Genomic DNA, 17,711 nt, shown 5'->3' with positions numbered 1-17,711 from the left:
CCAATCAGAACGGCGGCGGGTCGGTGGCGGTGACGACGCCCGTCGGGCTCGTCCAGGTGAGGGTGCCGGTGCCGTTCGGCACTACAGACCAGCGCGTCTCGTCCTTGAGGGGGTGATGGTGCGGGCAGAGCGGCCCGAGATTGTCCGCTGAGGTGGCGCCGCCGTCGGTCCAGCGGGTGCGATGGTCGATGTCGCAGCGATGCGCGGGGCGGAGGCACCCCGGGAAGGTGCACGTCGGGTAGAGGACGCCGAGGAGGCGCTGCAGGTCCCGCGGGACGCGACGGGTCGTGCGGTCGACGGAGAGCACGGTGCCGGAGATCGGGTCGGTGAGCACGCGAATCCAGCTTGTCGCACCCCCGGCGAGGCGGCGGGCGGTGTCGCGATCGATGGGACCGACACCGTCGAGGGTCGCAGGCTCGTCGGAGTGGCCGAGCAGCGTCATGACCGGCACGGTGACGCGGACCGTCGAGGTGACGCCGAGGCCGAGGTCACCGGTCAGCAGCAGGTCGCAGGCGACGTCGGCGCGGAGCTGCGGGAGCGTGCGCTGTTCGTCCGGCTGCGCGGCGAGGTGGCGAGCATTGTCCTCGACGCGCTCCTCGATCGCCTTGACCTTCGCGGCCGGCGCCGAGACGAGGATCGTCCCCATGCCGTCGACGTCGTAGTCGAACCAGGCCGCGCGATCCTCGGCGGCGCGCGCGTGGCGCTCATCGATCGACTCGGGGTGGATGCGCTCGCGCAGCGCCCGCGCGCGTCGGCGGAGGCGACCGAGGCTGAGTTCCTGCGCGGGCCCGGCGACGCCCTCGTCGAACGCCTGCCAGATCTCCGGGTCGGCCGGAAGGCTCGCGGCGAGCTCGGCGATCGTCGCCGCGTTCTGCTCGGGGACCGATCCGTCTCGGTACGCGGCCCAGACGGCGGGGCAGCGTCGCTTCAGCACCTCGGCGCGATGCGCGCGGGTGCGCACGTGATTCTCGGAGACATGCAGGCGGAGGCTGAGGTCGGCGGCCGCCGATCGCACAGCGAGGCTGCGTCGCCGGGCGCGGACCGCGGCGATGCTCTCACCGCGCGGAGGAATCCAGGCAGGGTCGAGCGTGGGGTCGGGGCCGAGCCAGGGGACCGTGTCGGCAGCCGCGCGCAGGAGCACGCCGTGGAACATCTCGTCCTGCGCCGCGGACATGAGCCGGCTCGCGCGGACGGCGTTCTCCGCTTCTCGGAGTTCGTCCTCCAGGGATGCCGGAGGAAGGGCCGGTGGTTCGACGTCAGCCTCGTCGTGGTCGCCCCAGGTCAGCCGATCCTCGTACTCCCGGGCGCGCATCTCAAGGTACGCATCGACGAGCGCGGGATCGGACCAGAGGTCCTGCGTCCCGTCGCCCTTCGTCGAAAGCTCCATAAGTAGATGCTAGAGAGGGCCTCCGACATTGGAACATCGTGACGACATCCCAGGCCCTGAGAACCCGCTCAGCGACAGCGCTCGTACACATACGCCGGATCGTCCGGGGTGACGAGCTGTCGGTCGCGGAGGATCATCGCGCGGGGCCGCTCGCGGAACGTGCACACGACGCGGAACGGCACGTCGAGCCCATCGGCGTACTCCACGTCGAGCACGTCATCCCCGTACACGTCGGTGTACGCCTCGCACTCGCGGAAGGCCGCGCACTCCTCGGCGATCGCGAAGTCGAAGTGCGAGGACGAGTGCAGAACCGCCGCGTCCTCGGCGGCGTTCTTCTGTGCCGCCGCGAGCCCCGCGGCGTGCGCGACGTCGACGAGGCGTCGTGCGAGCACGATGGCATCCCCGCGTGTCAGCAGTCCACCCGAACGCGCGTAGCTGTCGAGGTTGTCGAACTCGACGGCGTCGAATCCGTCGTCTGCGCAGCCGCGGATCCACGGGCTCACGACCGCGAGGACGGCCTCGGCGTCGGAGGTGTCGACGAGGGCCTCGTCCGGCCAGTCCGGATCGATCACGACCTCTCCCGAGGCATCCCGCAGGAGGAGTTCATCCGGCCAGTCGCCGCGCTCGCCCGGCTGCGTCTGGAACGCGTTGACGTAGCAGATCGAGTAGGCCGCGACCGGCGGGGCGATGCGATCGCGCACCACGACGTCGACTCCCGAATCGAGGTCGTAGGCGCCGCCGAGCTGATAGTCGAAGGCGGCGCCCAAGGGCGGCGGCGCCGGCGTGGCGGGTGTGCAGCCGGTCAGGAGCACCGCGGCCAGGACAGCCGCGACCGCGCCGGTGAGGGCGACACGGATGCCACGAGGAGCCATGCGCTGACGCTATCGCACGCGCCCGGTCACGGCGGGCCTACCGCAGGAGCTCCCGGAGCGTCTGGATCGTGTCGGCTTCGTCCGGATTCTTGTCCGGCCGATACCCCTTCACCCGCGCGAAGCGCAGCGCCACCCCGCCGGGGTAGCGGGTCGAGCGCTGCACGCCGTCGATCGCGATCTCGACGACCGTCACCGGGCGCACATGCACGGCGTGGGCGCTGCGGTGCGTCTCGATCGTCGGGAAGTGCGCGGTCTGCCAGCGCAGCAGCTCGTCGGTCAGTCCCTTGAAGGTCTTCCCGACCATGACGAACTCGCCCGGCGGCCCGAATTCCCCCGACGGGTCGAGCGCGCCGAGATGCAGGTTGGAGAGCTGACCGGTGCGCCGGCCCGACCCCCACTCCACCGCCAGCACGACGAGGTCGTAAGTCAGCACGGGCTTGATCTTGATCCAGTTCTTCCCGCGCCTGCCCGCCGCGTACGGCGCGTCGAGCGCCTTCACGACGACACCCTCGTGCCCCGCCGCGAGCGCGTCGCGCGACAGCTGCGCGGCGACCTCCGCGTCCGCCGTGATGACGCCCGGCATCCGCCACTCGCCGGCGATGCGCTCGAGTTCGCGCTGCCGCTCCGCGAGCTGCGCTTCCAGCAGGTCGCGCCCGTCGACGTGGAGCACGTCGAAGAACCACGGCCGCAGCAGGGTCTCGCTGATCGTCTCCGACCCGAAGCGCGACATCGTGTCCTGGAAGGGGCGCGGAGCGCCGTCGGCATCCAGCGACAGCGTCTCGCCGTCGAGGATGACGGCGTCCACCGGCAGCGCCCGCACGATGTCGACGAGCTCGGGCACCCGGTGCGTGATGTCGGCGAGGTTGCGCGTGAACACCTGCACCCGGTCGCCCGCCCGATGCACCTGGATGCGGGCGCCGTCGAGCTTGTACTCCACGGATGCCGCGCCCGCGATCGTCGTGATCGCCTCGTCCACCGAGCCCGCCGTCGAGGCGAGCATCGGCAGCACCGGGCGGCCGACGACGAGGCCGACCTCCGCGAGTTCGCCGGGCTCACCTGTCAGCGCGATGCGCGCCGTCTCGCCGAGGTCGCCGGAGAGCATCGCGGCTCGGCGCACGACAGCCGCCGGCTGCCCGGACGCGCGCGTGACGGCGTCGAGCAGGACACCCTCGAGCGCGCCGGTGCGCAGCTCGCCGAGGAGGACGCGGGCCAGGAAGTCCCACTCCGCCGCCGTCGCCGTCCCGGCCAGCGCGTCGAGCTCGGTGCGGCGCGTGCCGGCCGAGCCGGTGCCGGATGCCGCGGCGAGGCGTTCGAGCGCGGCATCGACCTCGAGCACCGTCAGCGTCGGCTCCACCGCATGATCGACCTCGAGCGACGTCAGCCCGCGCCACCCGACGCCGATCCGGCCCTGCCGCGGCTTGGCGGTGAGGAACCCGATGGCCGGCGCGATCTCGTCGGTCTCGAGCAGCCGCAGCAGTGCCGCCAGCGCGTCGACTTTCGCGAGCCGTGACGTGGTGGACGCCACGACGTCGGTGGTGATCACGACCTCGTGCAGCAGCATCCGCTCAGTCTCCTCCTGGGTACCGACAGCCGGACGGGGTTATGTCTTGGCATCCTGCCGCGGCACGAACAGGTGCTTGATGATGAGCAGGATGGCGGCGGTCACCGGGATCGCGACCAGGGCGCCGAGCAGGCCGAGCAGGGTGCCGCCGACGAGGGCGCCGATCACGACGAGGGAGCCGGGGATCGCGATCGCCCGGTTCATCACGCGCGGCGTCAGCAGGTATGCCTCGAGCTGCATGTAGACGAAGTACAGGATGCCGAAGACGAGCGCCCCGACCGGGTCGGCGAGGAGCGCGACGACCGTGCCGATGACCCAGAACAGCACCGGGCCGATGAGCGGGATCAGGGTGATGAGGAACGCCGCGAGCCCCATGAGGGCGGGGAAGGGGAGGCCCAGCACGAGGTAGAGGATCGTCGCGAAGGCCGCGTTGCAGGCCGCGAGGATCACCATGCCGATGAGGTATCCGCCGATCGAATCGGTGATCTGCTCCGTGAGATTGGCAACCGAGGCGCGGTTGCGGGCCGGCGCGAGGCGGTAGAACGCCGTCTTCATGGCATCGAGTGACGCGAGGAAGTACAGCGTCAGCACAACGACGATGACGGCGCCGGTGAGCGCGTTGCCGACGCCGAAGCCGACCGCGAGGACGCCGCCGGCGATCACGAGCAGGTTCGACGGGTCGGCGAGGAAGGTCTTCAGCTGATCGAGTCCGGAGCCGATCACGTCGCCGAGCTGCTCCTCCATGCCGCGGTTCCAGTCGGATGCCTGGAGCGTGGTGATCTGCGCGGGGATCGCGCGCACGAACTGGCCGATCTGCGCGAGCGCGGGCGGCAGCACCCAGACGACGACGGCGGCGGCGACGAGCAGGAACCCCGCGAAGACGACGGCGATGCCCCACGGTCGGGGAAGTCCGCGGCGTTCCAGGCGGCCGACGACCGGGTCGAGCCCGAGGGCCGCGAAGAGCGCGAGGGCGATGTAGATGAGGATCGTCGACAGGGATGCCAGTGCCAGGCCGAACACGATCGCCGCGAGGCCGCCGAGCGTGATGGTGAATCCGAGCAGGAACGGGTGGTCGAGCGCCGCGCGCACGGCCGTATGCCGTGTGTCGGATGCGGGGGCTGGTGCCCGTTCGCGCACCGGTCGGGCGACGGATGCGGATGCGGCGGGCTCGTCGGTCACGTTCACACTGTCGCGGCTCGGTGGGTGGGCGTCAACATCCGGGGTGGCTCGTGAGGGCGGTCCGGAGCCGCGGCTGGCCTAGAATCGGGAGGCCAGCCTCTGTAGCTCAATGGAAGAGCAGTTCCGTCCTAAGGAAACGGTTGGGGGTTCGAATCCCTCCAGGGGCACAGTCTCTTTTTGCCTCTGACCAGGTTTTTCTTCTGTGGTCAGACCATTCAGATTGCGTTTTTGGCCGCTTTTTGGCCGCATCTGAGAAAGCTGTGAGCCGAAACCGAGGCGGATTCGACGCCCTTCACGGAGCGTCGTTCGACGCCTTGGAACGACGAAATCGAGCAATTCTGGCGTCCTGAGCCTCGTCGAAAAGTTGAGCAGTCTGCTCTCCGGCGTTACGTCCGTCGGGCGTAGCGCGTCTGCGGACCCGCCGGCAGCGCCACGAGCGGCATGGCGTCGTTGAGGCGCGATGCGACGGCATCCAGATCGTCGTCGAAGAGGTCGGCGTAAGTGTCGAGCGTCATGGCCGCCGACGCGTGCCCCAGCATCCGCTGCACGGCTTTCACGTTGGCGCCAGAGCTGATCGCGAGCGAGGCGGCGGTGTGGCGCAGGTCGTGAGGCGTCAGCCGCGGGATCGATGGGTCCACAGCCTGCGCGCGGCGGACCGCGTTCGCGAACCACCCCTGTGCGCCTGAGTTGCGCATGTGGTTGACGCCGTCGCCGAAGAGCAGTCCTTCCGGCCCCTTGCCTGCGCAGGCCTGCTCAATCATCGGAGCGAGGCGCTCGGGGTAGGGCACCGAGCGCCTCTCGTGCGTCTTGGGCGTGCCGACGTGGATCTCGTACGCGATCATTACCGCGTTCTCCTCGATGACGAAGCGCCGACGCAGTCGGTTCACGCTGCGCACCCGCAGCCCGGTCGCCTCGCCCCACCGCAGACCGGTGTAGGCCAAGGTCAGGACCATTGTCGGATGCGCCGAGCATGCCGCCAACGTCGCCACCTGGTCGTGCGAGAGATAGACGCGGCGCTTTCCTGGTCCGCTCCGAGGGAGATTGCGGATGTGTCGCGCGGGATTGTTCGCAAGGCGACGATCATCGATGGCGACATCGAGGATTCCTGCGAGGACCCCCAGCGCGCGAAGAACGACCGTGCGCGACTTCTCGGTTGCGAGCTCTGACACCCAGTCTTGAACTTCAGACCGCCGGATAGACCAGATCTCCCTGTCGGCCCAGACGGGAGCGACGTGGTTCTTCCACGCCCGCTCGAGCGTCATGTAGTACGAAGGCTTCGACATCGGCGGCTGCTTCGACCGCAGCCAGCTGTCGGCGAACATCCGCACCGGCACCCGCGACGCCACCGGGTCGATGTACTCGCCCTTCGACTTGGACACGGTGACCATCGACAGGTAGAGCTTCGCCTCGCGCATCGTCGTGAAGCCGCGCTTCTGCGCTTCGGTGCGATCAGGCTTGCGATAGCGCACGCGGTAGCGGCGGCCCTTCGCCGTTTCGTACGAGGTGATGGTGCCCATCTCGACCTCCGCTCATGCCGGCTCGACAGTCAGTATCGGGCCAGTGTCGGACACTGGTCGGATGCCGTCAACGCCGCCGATGGCAGATGTGGATAGTTGACGGAAGACGTCGTGAACTGACGTTGAGGCTGAGGGGCGCCTCCCTCCGACGCCGAGAGTGTAGCGCTCGGTCGCGTCTCCGTTCTCGCCGCTCACTCCTTGCAGACTCCGCGCTGGCGCGCTCCGCTTAGCAGCCGTTCGACGACGAGCACTGCGCCGCGCCCGATCGCTGGGGGGCTGATTGTCGGAGCGAGGGCGAAGACTGATGCTGGCGCAAAGGTGATACACGGCGCGTCCCCTGAATCGGGCCATTCACCCTCGGCGGCGTGCCGAGGAGAAGGGGACGGGGACAGATATAGCGTGCCTCTCACTCCTCCGTCAGCAACTCGGCGAGTTCGTCTGCCGTGAGCTCGTGCTCGCGCGAGGCGCGCCCTGCCTGGAATAGAACGCCTTCCGCAGCGAGCCTTTCTGTCGGGTCCCCGCCATCCCCGTCGTCCGACCATCGGAACCCTCCCGACACACGACCATCGCTCGTGAGAACGCGATACGCGTGCGAGCACTGTTGGCAATCGGCAACATGTGCCCCAAGCGGCTGGGCAGCCGTGCCGATGACTTCCGCGAGTGCCCCGTACGTGGTCCAGCGACCCGCGGGGATTGCCTCGAGGATCGCGTGCAGAGGCGCCCAGTCGAACCGAGGGGCGGACACCGGTTGGCCACGGTGGATCGCACGTAGATCCTCGAGAAGACGACCGTCGGGTAAGAACCAGAAGTACCACCCGTTCACCGCTCGGCCAAGTGCAAAGGCGCCCGCTCCGGAGGGAGTCGCGAAGACTTTCCCTCCAATGCGCAATCTGCCGTCTTCCGCGACTACCGCCTCAAACTTGGCGGGATCGCCATGACGTGGTCGAAGCCGAGTGCCGGCCGGAAGTGCCCCACTCTTGATCAGGTCGCGAATGGTCACCTCCGCACTTACACGAGATTGCGGATCAGCAATGGCCCCGGTGTGGCCCGGTGATACCGGCCAAATTGCGAGCAGCGCGTCCGTGAGGAGGTCGGTCCGTGCGTCGATCGTCGACTCATCCCAATCCGCTCCTTCAACCGATTTCAGCAGTCGACTCGTGAGAAGGAGGGTGTCATGTTCTTGGAACGCCTCGCGCTTCACCTCCCACGGCCCGTTCGAGACCTTCGAATTGAGACTCGTCGTCAGGAGCGTCAGATTTCCAAGTCGATGGATGTGGTCCGCGCGTACCGCGGCGCCTACCTCGTCGTGCACCGGCCAGTTGTCCTCCCACTTCTGCGGAAGAACGTGCTCGATGGGATATCCCCGCCGGGGAACCTGTGGCTGATTGGTAAAGGCGCGAAAACGGTCCTCCACCGCCTCGAGAATCACGCGAAGGCGACCCCGATTAAAGCGTCGGTAGACCGGATCCGTGCGTAGCGCCTCTCGAAGCTCTTCGTCCCCCGGCCAGTATGTGCTCGCTCGGTTGAGTCGCTCGAGGTGAGAACGGACGCGACTCTCCAGCTCATCGGGGGCAGCGTCGCGGTTCGCCTTGATCGCATCTGCGACGATTCGTCCGAGATCGGAAGTTGTTAGACGGAGGAGCAACCGGCGCATGACCCAACTCTCAAGGATCGCGATCACCGCATCCGCGACCGGTTGGGGGATTCGGAGATCGGGCTCGTGAAGCCAGATCATGGCGGGCTTCAGCACCTCGATTGAGTTGCTTCGCATGCGGTACATGCACATCTCGACCGGCGATAGCTGCCTGTCAGCCTGCTCGGAATGGCGGGTCCACACTTCGTACAGGTCGGCCTGACCCTTGATCACGGGAAGCAGGACCCTCAGCGGCGTGTCGGATTCATGCTCGACGTACGTCTTGAACCTGGCGAAGGTCGAGAGCGGGCTGACCTCTTCGCCGGTGCGCGATGCGAGCCATTGGTTGAAGTACAGCGAACTCCGGCTCACGAAGTAGCGACCAACGCTCACCTCGCGCTCCCAGAAGTCGGTCTCGAACGGCCAATGCTCCTTGTGAGCCGTCGCCGTGTCCACTCCCTCCTGCGCTAGCTTCTGGAAGACGAAGTTGCGGATAAGATCGGCCGCGGACAAGGGCGTACCCCGTGCGTTGAGCGTCTCAAAGATCTCCTGCGAATTCTCGCTGGCCGTCAGCGTGATGGTCACGAGGTGAAGCCCTTGTTCCAGCACGCTGACGAGTGCACTCGCGCGCGCGGAGCGTCCTTCGGGGGCTGCCTCGTCCAGCCAGGTGCGACACGACCCCACGAAGTACGCGTGGGCCTGCACAATCCTGCTGCCGGAATGCCGCAACGATCGATGATCAACGGGTGGCTCCGCGTTCATGACCTCGTCGAAGGCCAATGCGTCGCGATTGGTATGCCGAAGCTTGAGTGGGCTTTCGCCATCCGCGACGAAGATCGGTTGGTTGTGTGTGAGGTTGGCCAACCGGCCCGACAGCGTATCCTCGCCGAACTCATCGAGGACGGCGCCGGCAGCATCCATCAGGAGTTGCAGGGTAGTGAGACGCTGCTGACCATCAATCACATTGCTCGCTGGCACGGAGCCGTGCGCCGCCTCCTGCGTCTGCAGCACGACGGCACCGAGAAAGTGCGAGGCGCCGGACTGGGAAGAGCCGAGCCTCAGCTCGGCCATCCGTCGAACGTCATGCCAAAGCGGCGCCCACTGCTCGTCCTCCTTCCACACATACGGACGCTGATAAATCGGCACCACAAGATGCTGCGGCAGCCCAAACACCTTCATAGGGGTCTGCAGGTCAGGTTGCATGTTCACATTCTCTTGCACCGCCGCGATCCCTAGCGGGAAGCGCCGAGATTCGCAGAGACCAGTGCGGCCTGACCGGTCAATCCGATGGCAGACTCTCCTCGTTCGATACTCTGACGGCATGCCAGCCGATGACCGCCTCCCTGCCGAAGCGCGGGCGAGAAAGCTCATCGACTCTCAACTCGAAGCGGCCGGTTGGGTTGTGCAGGATCGCAAGGCGCTAAACCTCTTCGCCGGGGACGGCATCGCCGTTCGCGAGTTCATCATGGCGCCCGGCCACGGTCGTGCCGACTACCTCCTGTACGTCGACAAGAAGGTCGTCGGCGTCATCGAAGCGAAGCCCGTCGGTACGCCGCTGTCGGGCGTCGAGTGGCAGTCAGCGATGTACGCGACAGGTCTGCCCGATGCGCACGCCAAGCGCGCCGTGGTCGTCGACCGGCGTCTGCCGTTCGTGTTCGAGGCATCCGGAGTCGAGACGCACTTCACGAACGGCTACGACCCGCATGCGCGCGCCCGACGGCTCTTCGCGTTTCCCCAACCCAGGACTCTCGCGCGGCACGTTCGGGAGGCCGTCGAAAGACCGGATGCCCCCACCTGGCGTGCGCACGTGCGCTCCCTGCCCGCGCTCGACACGTTTAGTCTGCGACCGGCGCAGATCGACGCGATCGAAGGGGTCGAGCGCTCGCTGCGCGAGCAGCGGTTCTCGCGATCACTCATCCAGATGGCGACCGGCGCCGGCAAGACCTTCACGGCGGTCACGCAGGCGTATCGCCTGCTCGCCTTCGGCGGTTTCACCCGCATCCTGTTTCTCGTCGATCGCAACAACCTCGCCGATCAGACGCTCGCGGAGTTCCAGAACTATCGCACGCCCGGGGACGGGCGGCGATTCACCGAGCTTTACCCGGTCGCGAAGCTCACGAGCGCCGGGATGCTGCAGTCCTCGAGCGTCGTCATCTCGACGATCCAGCGAGTGCACCGGGCACTTCAGGGCAAGGAAGTCGATGACCAGGACGACCCGGGGATCGACGACTTCGTGCCTGATACGCCGGTGTCGGTGGCCTACAGCGCGACGCTGCCGCCCGAGGCATTCGACCTTGTGATCGTCGATGAGGCGCACCGCTCCATCTACGGTGTGTGGCGCGGCGTGCTGGAGTACTTCGACGCGCACATCGTGGGCCTCACGGCGACACCGGGCAAGCAGACGTTCGGCTTCTTCCAGCAGAACCTCGTGTCGGAGTACACCTACCCCGAGTCGGTCGCCGACGGCGTCAACGTCGACTTCGACGTCTACCGCATCAAGACGCGGGTCAGCGACGAAGGCGGCTTGATCGAGGCGGGCACGGTCGTGCCGAAGGTCGACCGGCGCACGCGTCAGCAGCGGCTCGAAGCGCTCGACGAGGACCTGGACTACACGCCGTCCCAGCTCGACCGCGCCGTGACGAACCTGTCACAGCTGCGAACGATCCTCGAGACTTTCCGCGATCGCATGCCGGAGATCTTCCCGGGGCGTCGCGTCGTGCCGAAGACGCTGATGTTTTGCAAGGACGACAACCACGCCGAGACTGTCGTCACCCTCGTGCGCGAGGTATTCGGCAAGGGCAACGACTTCGCGGCGAAGATCACGTACAACGCGAAGGACCCGAAGGGACACCTGCAGGCGTTCCGCACCTCGTCGACGCTGCGCGTCGCGGTGACGGTCGACATGATCGCGACCGGCACGGACGTCAAGCCGCTCGAGTGCGTCTTCTTCCTGCGAGATGTGCGCAGCGCGCAGTACTTCGAGCAAATGAAGGGCCGCGGCGCGCGCACGATCGCGTCGGCCGACTTTCAGGCCGTGACTCCAGATGCTACGGAAAAGACCCGGTTCGTCATCGTCGACGCCGTCGGGGTGACCGAGCACGCCTTCGTCGAGCCGCCGCTCAACCGCGACCGGGGCATCTCGCTGCAAAAGCTGCTCGCGAAGGTCGCCGACCTTTCCATCACCGAGGACGAGACCGCGACCCTCGCCTCACGTCTGGCTGCCCTCGAGCTGCAGCTCACGACTGCCGAGCGCACCGAACTCGACGAGGTCGCCGGCGGATCACTGCGCGACATCGTCCGCGGGATCGTGGATGCCGTCGACCCCGACAAACAAGCCGCCGCGGTGGCGTCAGCCGTCGACCGAGACGAGGCCGTCACCGCGCTCATCGAAGGCGCGATCGAGCCGCTCGCGGCGAACCCCGACCTGCGCTCGCGCATCCTAGAGCTGCGCCGCGCGCACGACCGGGTGATCGACGCGGTCACCGTCGATGAGCTCGTCGACGCGTACGGTGTGGTCGACACGAGCCGCGCTCGCTCGATCGTCGAGTCGTGGCGCGCGTACCTCGCCGAGCACCGCAGCGAGATCAGCGCGATCCAGCTGCTCACCGAGGCGAAGACTCGTCGTGTGCCGTTCGCCGCGATCTCGGAGCTTGCCGAGCGCATCGCACGCCCACCGCACAACTGGACCGTCGACCTCATTTGGCACGCCTACGAAGCCGTGCAGATCGAGCGGGTCAGGCCGAACGATCACGCACGACTGACCGACCTGGTCTCGCTCCTGCGCTACGAACTGGGGGAGGATACCGACCTCGTGCCGTATGCGGACGTGGTGCGCTCGCGCTACGACGAGTGGCTGGGTCGTCAGCAGCTCGCCGGCGTGGCCTTCACCGACTCCCAGCGTTGGTGGCTCGACCGAATGGCGGACGTCATCGCGAATTCGGCAGGATTGACGGATGCTGATCTCGACGTTGCTCCCTTCACGGAGCGCGGCGGGGTCGATGGAGCGGTACGTGATCTGGGAGCGAGTGCGGGGATGCTGATCGAGGAACTGAACGCGGAGCTGACCGCGTGACATCGTGGAAGCAGCTGCCTCTCGAGTCGTTCGCGAGCGCGGAACGGGGTGCGATCACCGATGGTCCGTTTGGTTCGAACCTCACGAGCGCCCATTACACCGACAGCGGCCCTCAGGTCGTTCGCCTGCAGAACATCGGTGACGGAGAGTACAAACGCTCACCGGCTCATATCTCGCGCGACCACTTCGATATGCTTCGCAAGCACGAGGTTTCCGCAGGCGATCTGCTCATTGCGTCGCTTGGCGAGGTTCTTCCACGTGCCTGTCTGATGCCGGCCGACATTGGTCCCGCAATCGTGAAGGCGGACTGTATTCGGGTACGCCTCTCCATGGATGTCGAACCCCGTTGGGTGCTCTATGCGCTTCAGCGGCCCGAAGCTCGCGACTGGGCGAGAGATCAGCTCCATGGGGTCGGACGGCCGAGGCTTGGCCTCAAGACCATTCGTCAGATCCCCATCCCGGCGGCGCCGTTGAGCGAGCAGCGACGAATCGTCGAGTTGCTCGATGATCACCTCTCTCGCCTTGACGCGGCGGAATCGTCACTCGCGCGGGCGATGGCTCGGGCCGCTGGCCTTGAGCGCGCCTACGTGGCACAGTCCTTCGCTTGGCAGCCTGATGGGTGGCGCGAAGTGGGGGTGGACGAGATCACCGGCGGCGACCGCTCTCGCAGCATCATTGGCCCATTCGGTAGCAACCTCACGACCAAGGACTACCGCGACGACGGAGTCCCCCTCGTCTTCGTGCGAAACGTTGTGCGAGGAGACTTCACATCGCCCACCCGATTCGTGAGCGCGGAGAAGGCTGCGGATCTAGCTGCGCACGGCGTGCGATACGGCGATCTCGTCATTACGAAGATGGGTGATCCGCCCGGTAGTGCAGCTGTGTACGACTCGATCAAGCCCGGAATCGTCACGGCGGACGTCATCCGTCTGCGACCTGCCGAGGGGTTTCTCTCGTCGTACCTGATGTTCGCCATGCAGTCACCGAGTGTGCGACGAGTTATGGACAGAATCACAAGTGGTGTCGCCCAGCGGAAGGTGAGCCTGACTCGGTTCCGAGATCACATCCTGTTCCCAGTGCCTTCCGTGGATGAGCAAGCGCGAATCGCGAATGAGCTGAGTGATCTTGTGGACGATCGGACACGACTCAACGGAACGATCGAGGTATCGCAAGAGCGATGTTCGATGCTCCGCCGCGCCCTACTCGCAGCAGCCTTCTCCGGGCAGCTCACTGGCGCGGCGTCCGATTCCGATCGCATCGAGGCAATTGCGGCTGCGCTGTGACCGCGAGTTTGTCGTTGTGGTAGTCCCGAGCGCACGCCATGACAAGTCCCATCGCACGGTCGACGTGGCAAATCGCTTGACACGTCGCCAGAACCCGTAACGAAGTCACACCACTCGACCCGATTGCCGTCCGAACCGCACGACCTGGAGCCCGCTTCATGACCGACCCCCGCCGCCTCGTAGACAAGCTGTGGGCGTATGCGAATGTGCTGCGCGACGACGGCGTCGGCACCATCGACTACACCGAGCAGCTCACCTACCTGCTGTTTCTCAAGATGGCCCACGAACGGGCGACGCGTGCCCTGCGTCCTGAGCGCATTGTGCCCGACAAGTACTCGTGGCAGAGGCTACTCGACGCCGATGGAGCCGAGCTCGAGACCGAGTACACGCGCATTCTGCAGGGACTCGGCCGCGAGCCGGGCACGCTCGGCGTGATCTTCCGTAAGGCGCAGAACCGAGTGCAGGATCCGGCCAAGCTCAAGCGGCTCATCCACGACCTCATCGACGCCGAGCAGTGGTCGCAGACGGGCGTCGACATCAAGGGTGACGCCTACGAGTCTCTCCTCGCGAAGGGGGCGGAAGACATCAAGTCGGGGGCGGGACAGTACTTCACTCCGCGCGCGATCATCGACGCGATCGTCGACTGCGTCCGCCCCACGGTCGCCGACACCGTTACGGACCCAGCCTGCGGCACCGGCGGATTCCTGTTGCAGGCGTTCGAGTACGCGTCGCGGGACGCGGCATCCTTCACTCCTCCGCAGCGTGAGCACCTGCAGAAGCAGCTGATCCACGGCGTGGAACTCGTCGACGGAACGGCGCGCCTGGCCGCGATGAACCTGCTGCTGCACGGTGCCGGCGAGGCCAACGGCCCGTCGCTCATCGAGGTCAAGGACTCGCTCATCGCCGATCCGGGGCGGCGCTGGAGCGTCGTGCTGTCGAACCCGCCGTTCGGGCGCAAGTCGTCTCTCACGATGGTCGGCGCCGACGGACGGGAAGCGCGCGAAGACCTCGAGATCGAGCGTCAGGACTTCGTCGTCACGACCTCGAACAAGCAGCTCAATTTCCTGCAGCACATCGCGACGATCCTCGACATCAACGGTCGCGCCGCCGTCGTCCTGCCCGACAACGTGTTGTTCGAAGGAGGCGCTGGCGAGACCCTGCGCCGGCGCATGCTGAAGGATTTCGACCTTCACACGATGCTGCGCCTGCCCACAGGCATCTTCTACGCCGGCGGTGTCAGGGCCAACGTGCTCTTCTTCGACAAGAAGCCGGCGGGCGAGCGTCCATGGACTTCGAAGCTCTGGATCTATGACCTGCGCACCAACCAGCACTTCACACTCAAGCAGAACCCGCTGACCCGCGCGCACCTCCAGGACTTCGTCGAGTCGTTCGGGAGCGACCACGAGGCGCGCGTCGAGACCGAGCGGTTTAAGGCGTTCGACTACGCCGATCTGATCTCACGCGACAAAGTCAACCTCGACATCACCTGGCTCCGCGACGAATCGCTTGAAGATCTCGATAACTTGCCAGCGCCCGACGTCATCGTGCGCGAGATCGTGGAAGATCTTGCCGCGGCACTTGCTGAATTCGAGGCCGTGGCATTAGCTCTTCAGTCAAGATCGGCGGCCTCCGACGCCTAACTGCATTCAAGACGTATCTCGCTTCCGCCGTCCACAGGGTGGAGCTCCCTACACGGACGCCCACCGGGAGATCCCGTGTGTTGTGAAGTCGAGCGGTTCAATCGGGCAAGGCCGTCGCTCGCACACTACTTGAACAACTCGGACATATCACACGTGCACCCGAGCGCACGGTAGTACTTGTCTAGAGATCCACTCACTACGCGCCTCGGCTGGGCTGCGAGCGGCACGCCTCTCTAGTGCCTGCGGGAGATCTCGTCGCCCGCAACGGCGAAATGTGGCGAGAGTGCGTGTCTCCGTCTCCAAGGAGAGAATCTCTTCTCCTCGCGGCAGTCTGCCCACACATCACTTACCCAGCGCCCGAGGGCCACCGTGACTCTTCAACTCCTCGGCGTGCAGTCTGCCAGGATTGTCGCGTGAGCATCGAATCGGCGGACTACGACAGCGACGCGGCCTTCGACGATATCCCCTTGGTTCCGTTCCAGGGTGAGTCAGAGGAGGACGCGGCTCCTCCTGCGGACGGCTTCAGCGCCTCCGTCAGTGGCACGGACTGGACGGTCGAGACCCTCGTAAATCAAATGCGGAAGGGACGCATAGATCTGGATCCGTCGTTCCAACGGCGAAACGCGTGGCTTGCGAACCGAAAGAGCAAGCTAATTGAGTCCATCATCTTGGGCTTCCCAATCCCCCAAATCGTGCTGGCCGAGAAGCCGGGGCAGCGGGGACAGTACTTTGTTCTTGACGGCAAGCAGCGATTGCTTGCCCTTCGTCAGTATTTTGCAGTAGCCGACGACGCCAGAGACGGCGAGTTTGATGCGCTCCGCCTGTCCGGCTTGGAAGTCCTTTCAGAGTTGAATGGAACTAGCGTCGTCGACCTCGAGGGGCAGCGTCCTGAGTCGTTTAGCGCGCTTGAGAACTCCACCATCCGCACAGTGGTTCTGAGCAGCTGGAACTCAGAGGCCCTGCTTCTCTCTCTGTTTCTTCGCTTGAACACGGGTAGCGTCGCCCTCTCGCCCCAGGAACTGCGCCAAGCGCTTATCCCCGGCCGGTTTATGCAATGGATCGATCACACGTCGGGGTCATCTCCGTCGATCCAGAAGCTCCTGGGAATCTCGCATCCTGATCGTCGCATGGTTGACGCCGAGCTCCTGCTCCGCCATATTGCGTTCAGTAAGTCACCGCTTCGGTATCGGGGTAATCTCAAAGGCTTCCTCGATGACACCTCGCGCACATTCACCAAGAGTTGGCCGCAGATTGAGCCCTCACTTCAGGACGAGTATGGGGAGTTCGCTGAGGGGCTGGAAGTTGGACAATATCTTTTCGGTTCCAGATTCTGTCGTAAGTGGACCGGCCCGGACCAAAGCGGAAACAGTGGCAAGTGGGAGCGGGCGCTCAACCGCGCTGTCTTCGACTTCCAGGCATACTCGCTCAGCCTTCCAGAGGTGCGCATGGCCATTGCTGAAAAGGCTGAGGTGGTAATTGGTGCGTATCAGTCACGGTGCGAGTCCGACGACTCATTCATACGATCCATAAGCGCTACAACGAAGACAGCGGATGCGTTCATCACGCGTCATCGTGTGTGGAGGTCGGTCGTAGAAGAAGCGACTGGCGTCAGCTACGAGTTGCCGGGTTCCCTGAGACGTGACTAATCATCCTCTCCTGGCGGAGATCGCCGAGATCGAGTCGACGCTCCTTTCCGACGTGTCGACCGCCCCACCCGATCCGCTGTCGACCCGCGAGCGCACAGTCACGAGGGCGTACTTACTGGTTGCGCACGCGATCCTAGAGGAACGCATCGAGGGAATCTTCCTGGAACACTTCAACCGCGCTCGTCGGGTGATTGCCGAGGGTGTGTCCGTGCCCGTCGGATTGCTGCCCTTCTTCGCAGCTGCGCTGGAGTGGAATCGGGACATACCCACCTACAACAAGCGACAATGGCTGGGCGTGATGTCGTCCCCGTTGGCCATCGAGTACGTCACGAGCGAGGTGCGCGAAAATCATGGCCTGAAGGCGGACAACGTGCGAGACCTCGCCAAGCTAGTTGGCATAGAGTGGGCCGTCATTGATGACGCCGTGGACATCCAGCTCGCCGCCCTGACGACGTTGGGTGCGAAACGAGGCGCTGCCGGACACACCTCGCCGTTCAATAGCCCTACCCAGGCAGTGACTGAGGAAGAATACCCAGCTAACGTGCGCGAGTGGGTTGAACAAGCTGCCCGGACTGTTATCGCGCTCGAGTCTGTGGTTGATCAGTTGTCTGCGCAGTCTCAAGACGTCCGCAAACCAAGGTGGCCGCGGATGCGGCTTCGGTCGCGGGTGCCGAGATAGCCGAGGAGCCGTCTGCCGGCACGATGCCATTGCCCGAGGGAGCCGTTGGCGCACCGTCGCCTCAGCGTCGCACCCGTCCGTGCCTCGCGAGGACGACCGACCTCGAACCAAGCTCTTGAGTACGAGAGCGGAATCTACGATGGACGATGGACGATGGACGATGGACGATGGACGCTGGACTGCGGCCGATGGACGATGGACGATGCACGCAGGCACCCACGGTGGGGGACGGCCTTTAAGGG

The 17,711-nt window shown here is 65.7% G+C and carries 11 protein-coding genes and 1 tRNA gene; 6 read left to right on the top strand and 6 right to left on the bottom strand.

From position 1 onward, the window contains the following. Positions 1-4 precede the first annotated feature (4 nt). The 4 genes from MSA03_RS11005 to MSA03_RS10990 form a co-directional block, all read right to left on the bottom strand. Positions 5-1,387: an HNH endonuclease signature motif containing protein gene (locus MSA03_RS11005; RefSeq protein WP_147051029.1), complete on the bottom strand. Its 1,383-nt coding sequence runs from the start codon at positions 1,385-1,387 to the stop codon at positions 5-7. A gap of 68 nt (positions 1,388-1,455) precedes the next feature. Further along, positions 1,456-2,259 carry an endo alpha-1,4 polygalactosaminidase gene (locus MSA03_RS11000; RefSeq protein WP_147051028.1) on the bottom strand — a complete coding sequence of 268 codons (804 nt, stop codon included), beginning with the start codon at positions 2,257-2,259 and terminating at the stop codon, positions 1,456-1,458. A gap of 37 nt (positions 2,260-2,296) precedes the next feature. After that, the gene (locus MSA03_RS10995) at positions 2,297-3,820 is read right to left on the bottom strand and encodes an ATP-dependent DNA ligase (RefSeq protein ID WP_147051027.1); all 1,524 of its coding nucleotides are present in this window, start codon (positions 3,818-3,820) and stop codon (positions 2,297-2,299) included. 39 nt (positions 3,821-3,859) lie between these two features. Next, positions 3,860-4,999, bottom strand: a complete 1,140-nt coding sequence (locus MSA03_RS10990) for an AI-2E family transporter (protein ID WP_147051026.1) — start codon at positions 4,997-4,999, stop codon at positions 3,860-3,862. A 95-nt stretch (positions 5,000-5,094) separates the two neighbouring features. Between MSA03_RS10990 and MSA03_RS10985 the strand changes: the two genes are divergently transcribed. Further along, a tRNA-Arg gene (locus tag MSA03_RS10985) sits at positions 5,095-5,166 on the top strand. 219 nt (positions 5,167-5,385) lie between these two features. Here the strand turns inward: MSA03_RS10985 and MSA03_RS10980 are convergent. Next, positions 5,386-6,516, bottom strand: coding sequence for a tyrosine-type recombinase/integrase (locus MSA03_RS10980; RefSeq protein ID WP_147051025.1), 1,131 nt, complete (start codon positions 6,514-6,516; stop codon positions 5,386-5,388). A gap of 406 nt (positions 6,517-6,922) precedes the next feature. Beyond that, the gene (locus MSA03_RS10975) at positions 6,923-9,352 is read right to left on the bottom strand and encodes a GmrSD restriction endonuclease domain-containing protein (protein ID WP_170245491.1); all 2,430 of its coding nucleotides are present in this window, start codon (positions 9,350-9,352) and stop codon (positions 6,923-6,925) included. Positions 9,353-9,470: 118 nt separating this feature from the next. On the opposite strand from MSA03_RS10975, the gene MSA03_RS10970 reads away from it, so the two are divergent. The 5 genes from MSA03_RS10970 (at position 9,471) to MSA03_RS10950 (ending at position 17,469) form a co-directional block, all read left to right on the top strand. Continuing rightward, positions 9,471-12,221 (top strand): type I restriction endonuclease subunit R, encoded by a 2,751-nt coding sequence (locus MSA03_RS10970; protein WP_174799878.1) that lies wholly within the window; start codon positions 9,471-9,473, stop codon positions 12,219-12,221. Then, the gene (locus MSA03_RS10965) at positions 12,218-13,504 is read left to right on the top strand and encodes a restriction endonuclease subunit S (protein WP_147051024.1); all 1,287 of its coding nucleotides are present in this window, start codon (positions 12,218-12,220) and stop codon (positions 13,502-13,504) included. Before MSA03_RS10970 ends, MSA03_RS10965 begins: the two co-directional genes overlap by 4 nt. A 158-nt stretch (positions 13,505-13,662) precedes the next feature. Further along, positions 13,663-15,144: a class I SAM-dependent DNA methyltransferase gene (locus tag MSA03_RS10960; RefSeq protein ID WP_147051023.1), complete on the top strand. Its 1,482-nt coding sequence runs from the start codon at positions 13,663-13,665 to the stop codon at positions 15,142-15,144. Positions 15,145-15,557: 413 nt separating this feature from the next. Next, a complete protein-coding gene (locus tag MSA03_RS10955; RefSeq protein WP_170245489.1) occupies positions 15,558-16,790 on the top strand; it encodes a DUF262 domain-containing protein in 1,233 nt (410 codons plus the stop codon). Then, positions 16,783-17,469, top strand: coding sequence for a hypothetical protein (locus MSA03_RS10950; protein ID WP_147051021.1), 687 nt, complete (start codon positions 16,783-16,785; stop codon positions 17,467-17,469). The genes MSA03_RS10955 and MSA03_RS10950 overlap by 8 nt, the downstream gene beginning before the upstream one ends. The last annotated feature ends 242 nt before the right edge of the window (positions 17,470-17,711 follow it).

Source organism: Microbacterium saccharophilum, from assembly GCF_007992455.1.
Taxonomy (GTDB): Bacteria; Actinomycetota; Actinomycetes; order Actinomycetales; family Microbacteriaceae; genus Microbacterium; species Microbacterium saccharophilum.
Note: the sequence above shows the minus strand (reverse complement) of the source record. Positions and strands in the feature narration are given on the sequence as shown.

Coding starts and splice junctions, on each gene's coding strand:
- MSA03_RS11005 (WP_147051029.1), bottom strand. CDS start 1,387: ATGGAGCTTTCGACGAAGGGCGACGGGACGCAGGACCTCTGGTCCGAT.
- MSA03_RS10960 (WP_147051023.1), top strand. CDS start 13,663: ATGACCGACCCCCGCCGCCTCGTAGACAAGCTGTGGGCGTATGCGAAT.
- MSA03_RS10970 (WP_174799878.1), top strand. CDS start 9,471: ATGCCAGCCGATGACCGCCTCCCTGCCGAAGCGCGGGCGAGAAAGCTC.
- MSA03_RS10995 (WP_147051027.1), bottom strand. CDS start 3,820: ATGCTGCTGCACGAGGTCGTGATCACCACCGACGTCGTGGCGTCCACC.
- MSA03_RS10980 (WP_147051025.1), bottom strand. CDS start 6,516: ATGGGCACCATCACCTCGTACGAAACGGCGAAGGGCCGCCGCTACCGC.
- MSA03_RS11000 (WP_147051028.1), bottom strand. CDS start 2,259: ATGGCTCCTCGTGGCATCCGTGTCGCCCTCACCGGCGCGGTCGCGGCT.
- MSA03_RS10975 (WP_170245491.1), bottom strand. CDS start 9,352: ATGCAACCTGACCTGCAGACCCCTATGAAGGTGTTTGGGCTGCCGCAG.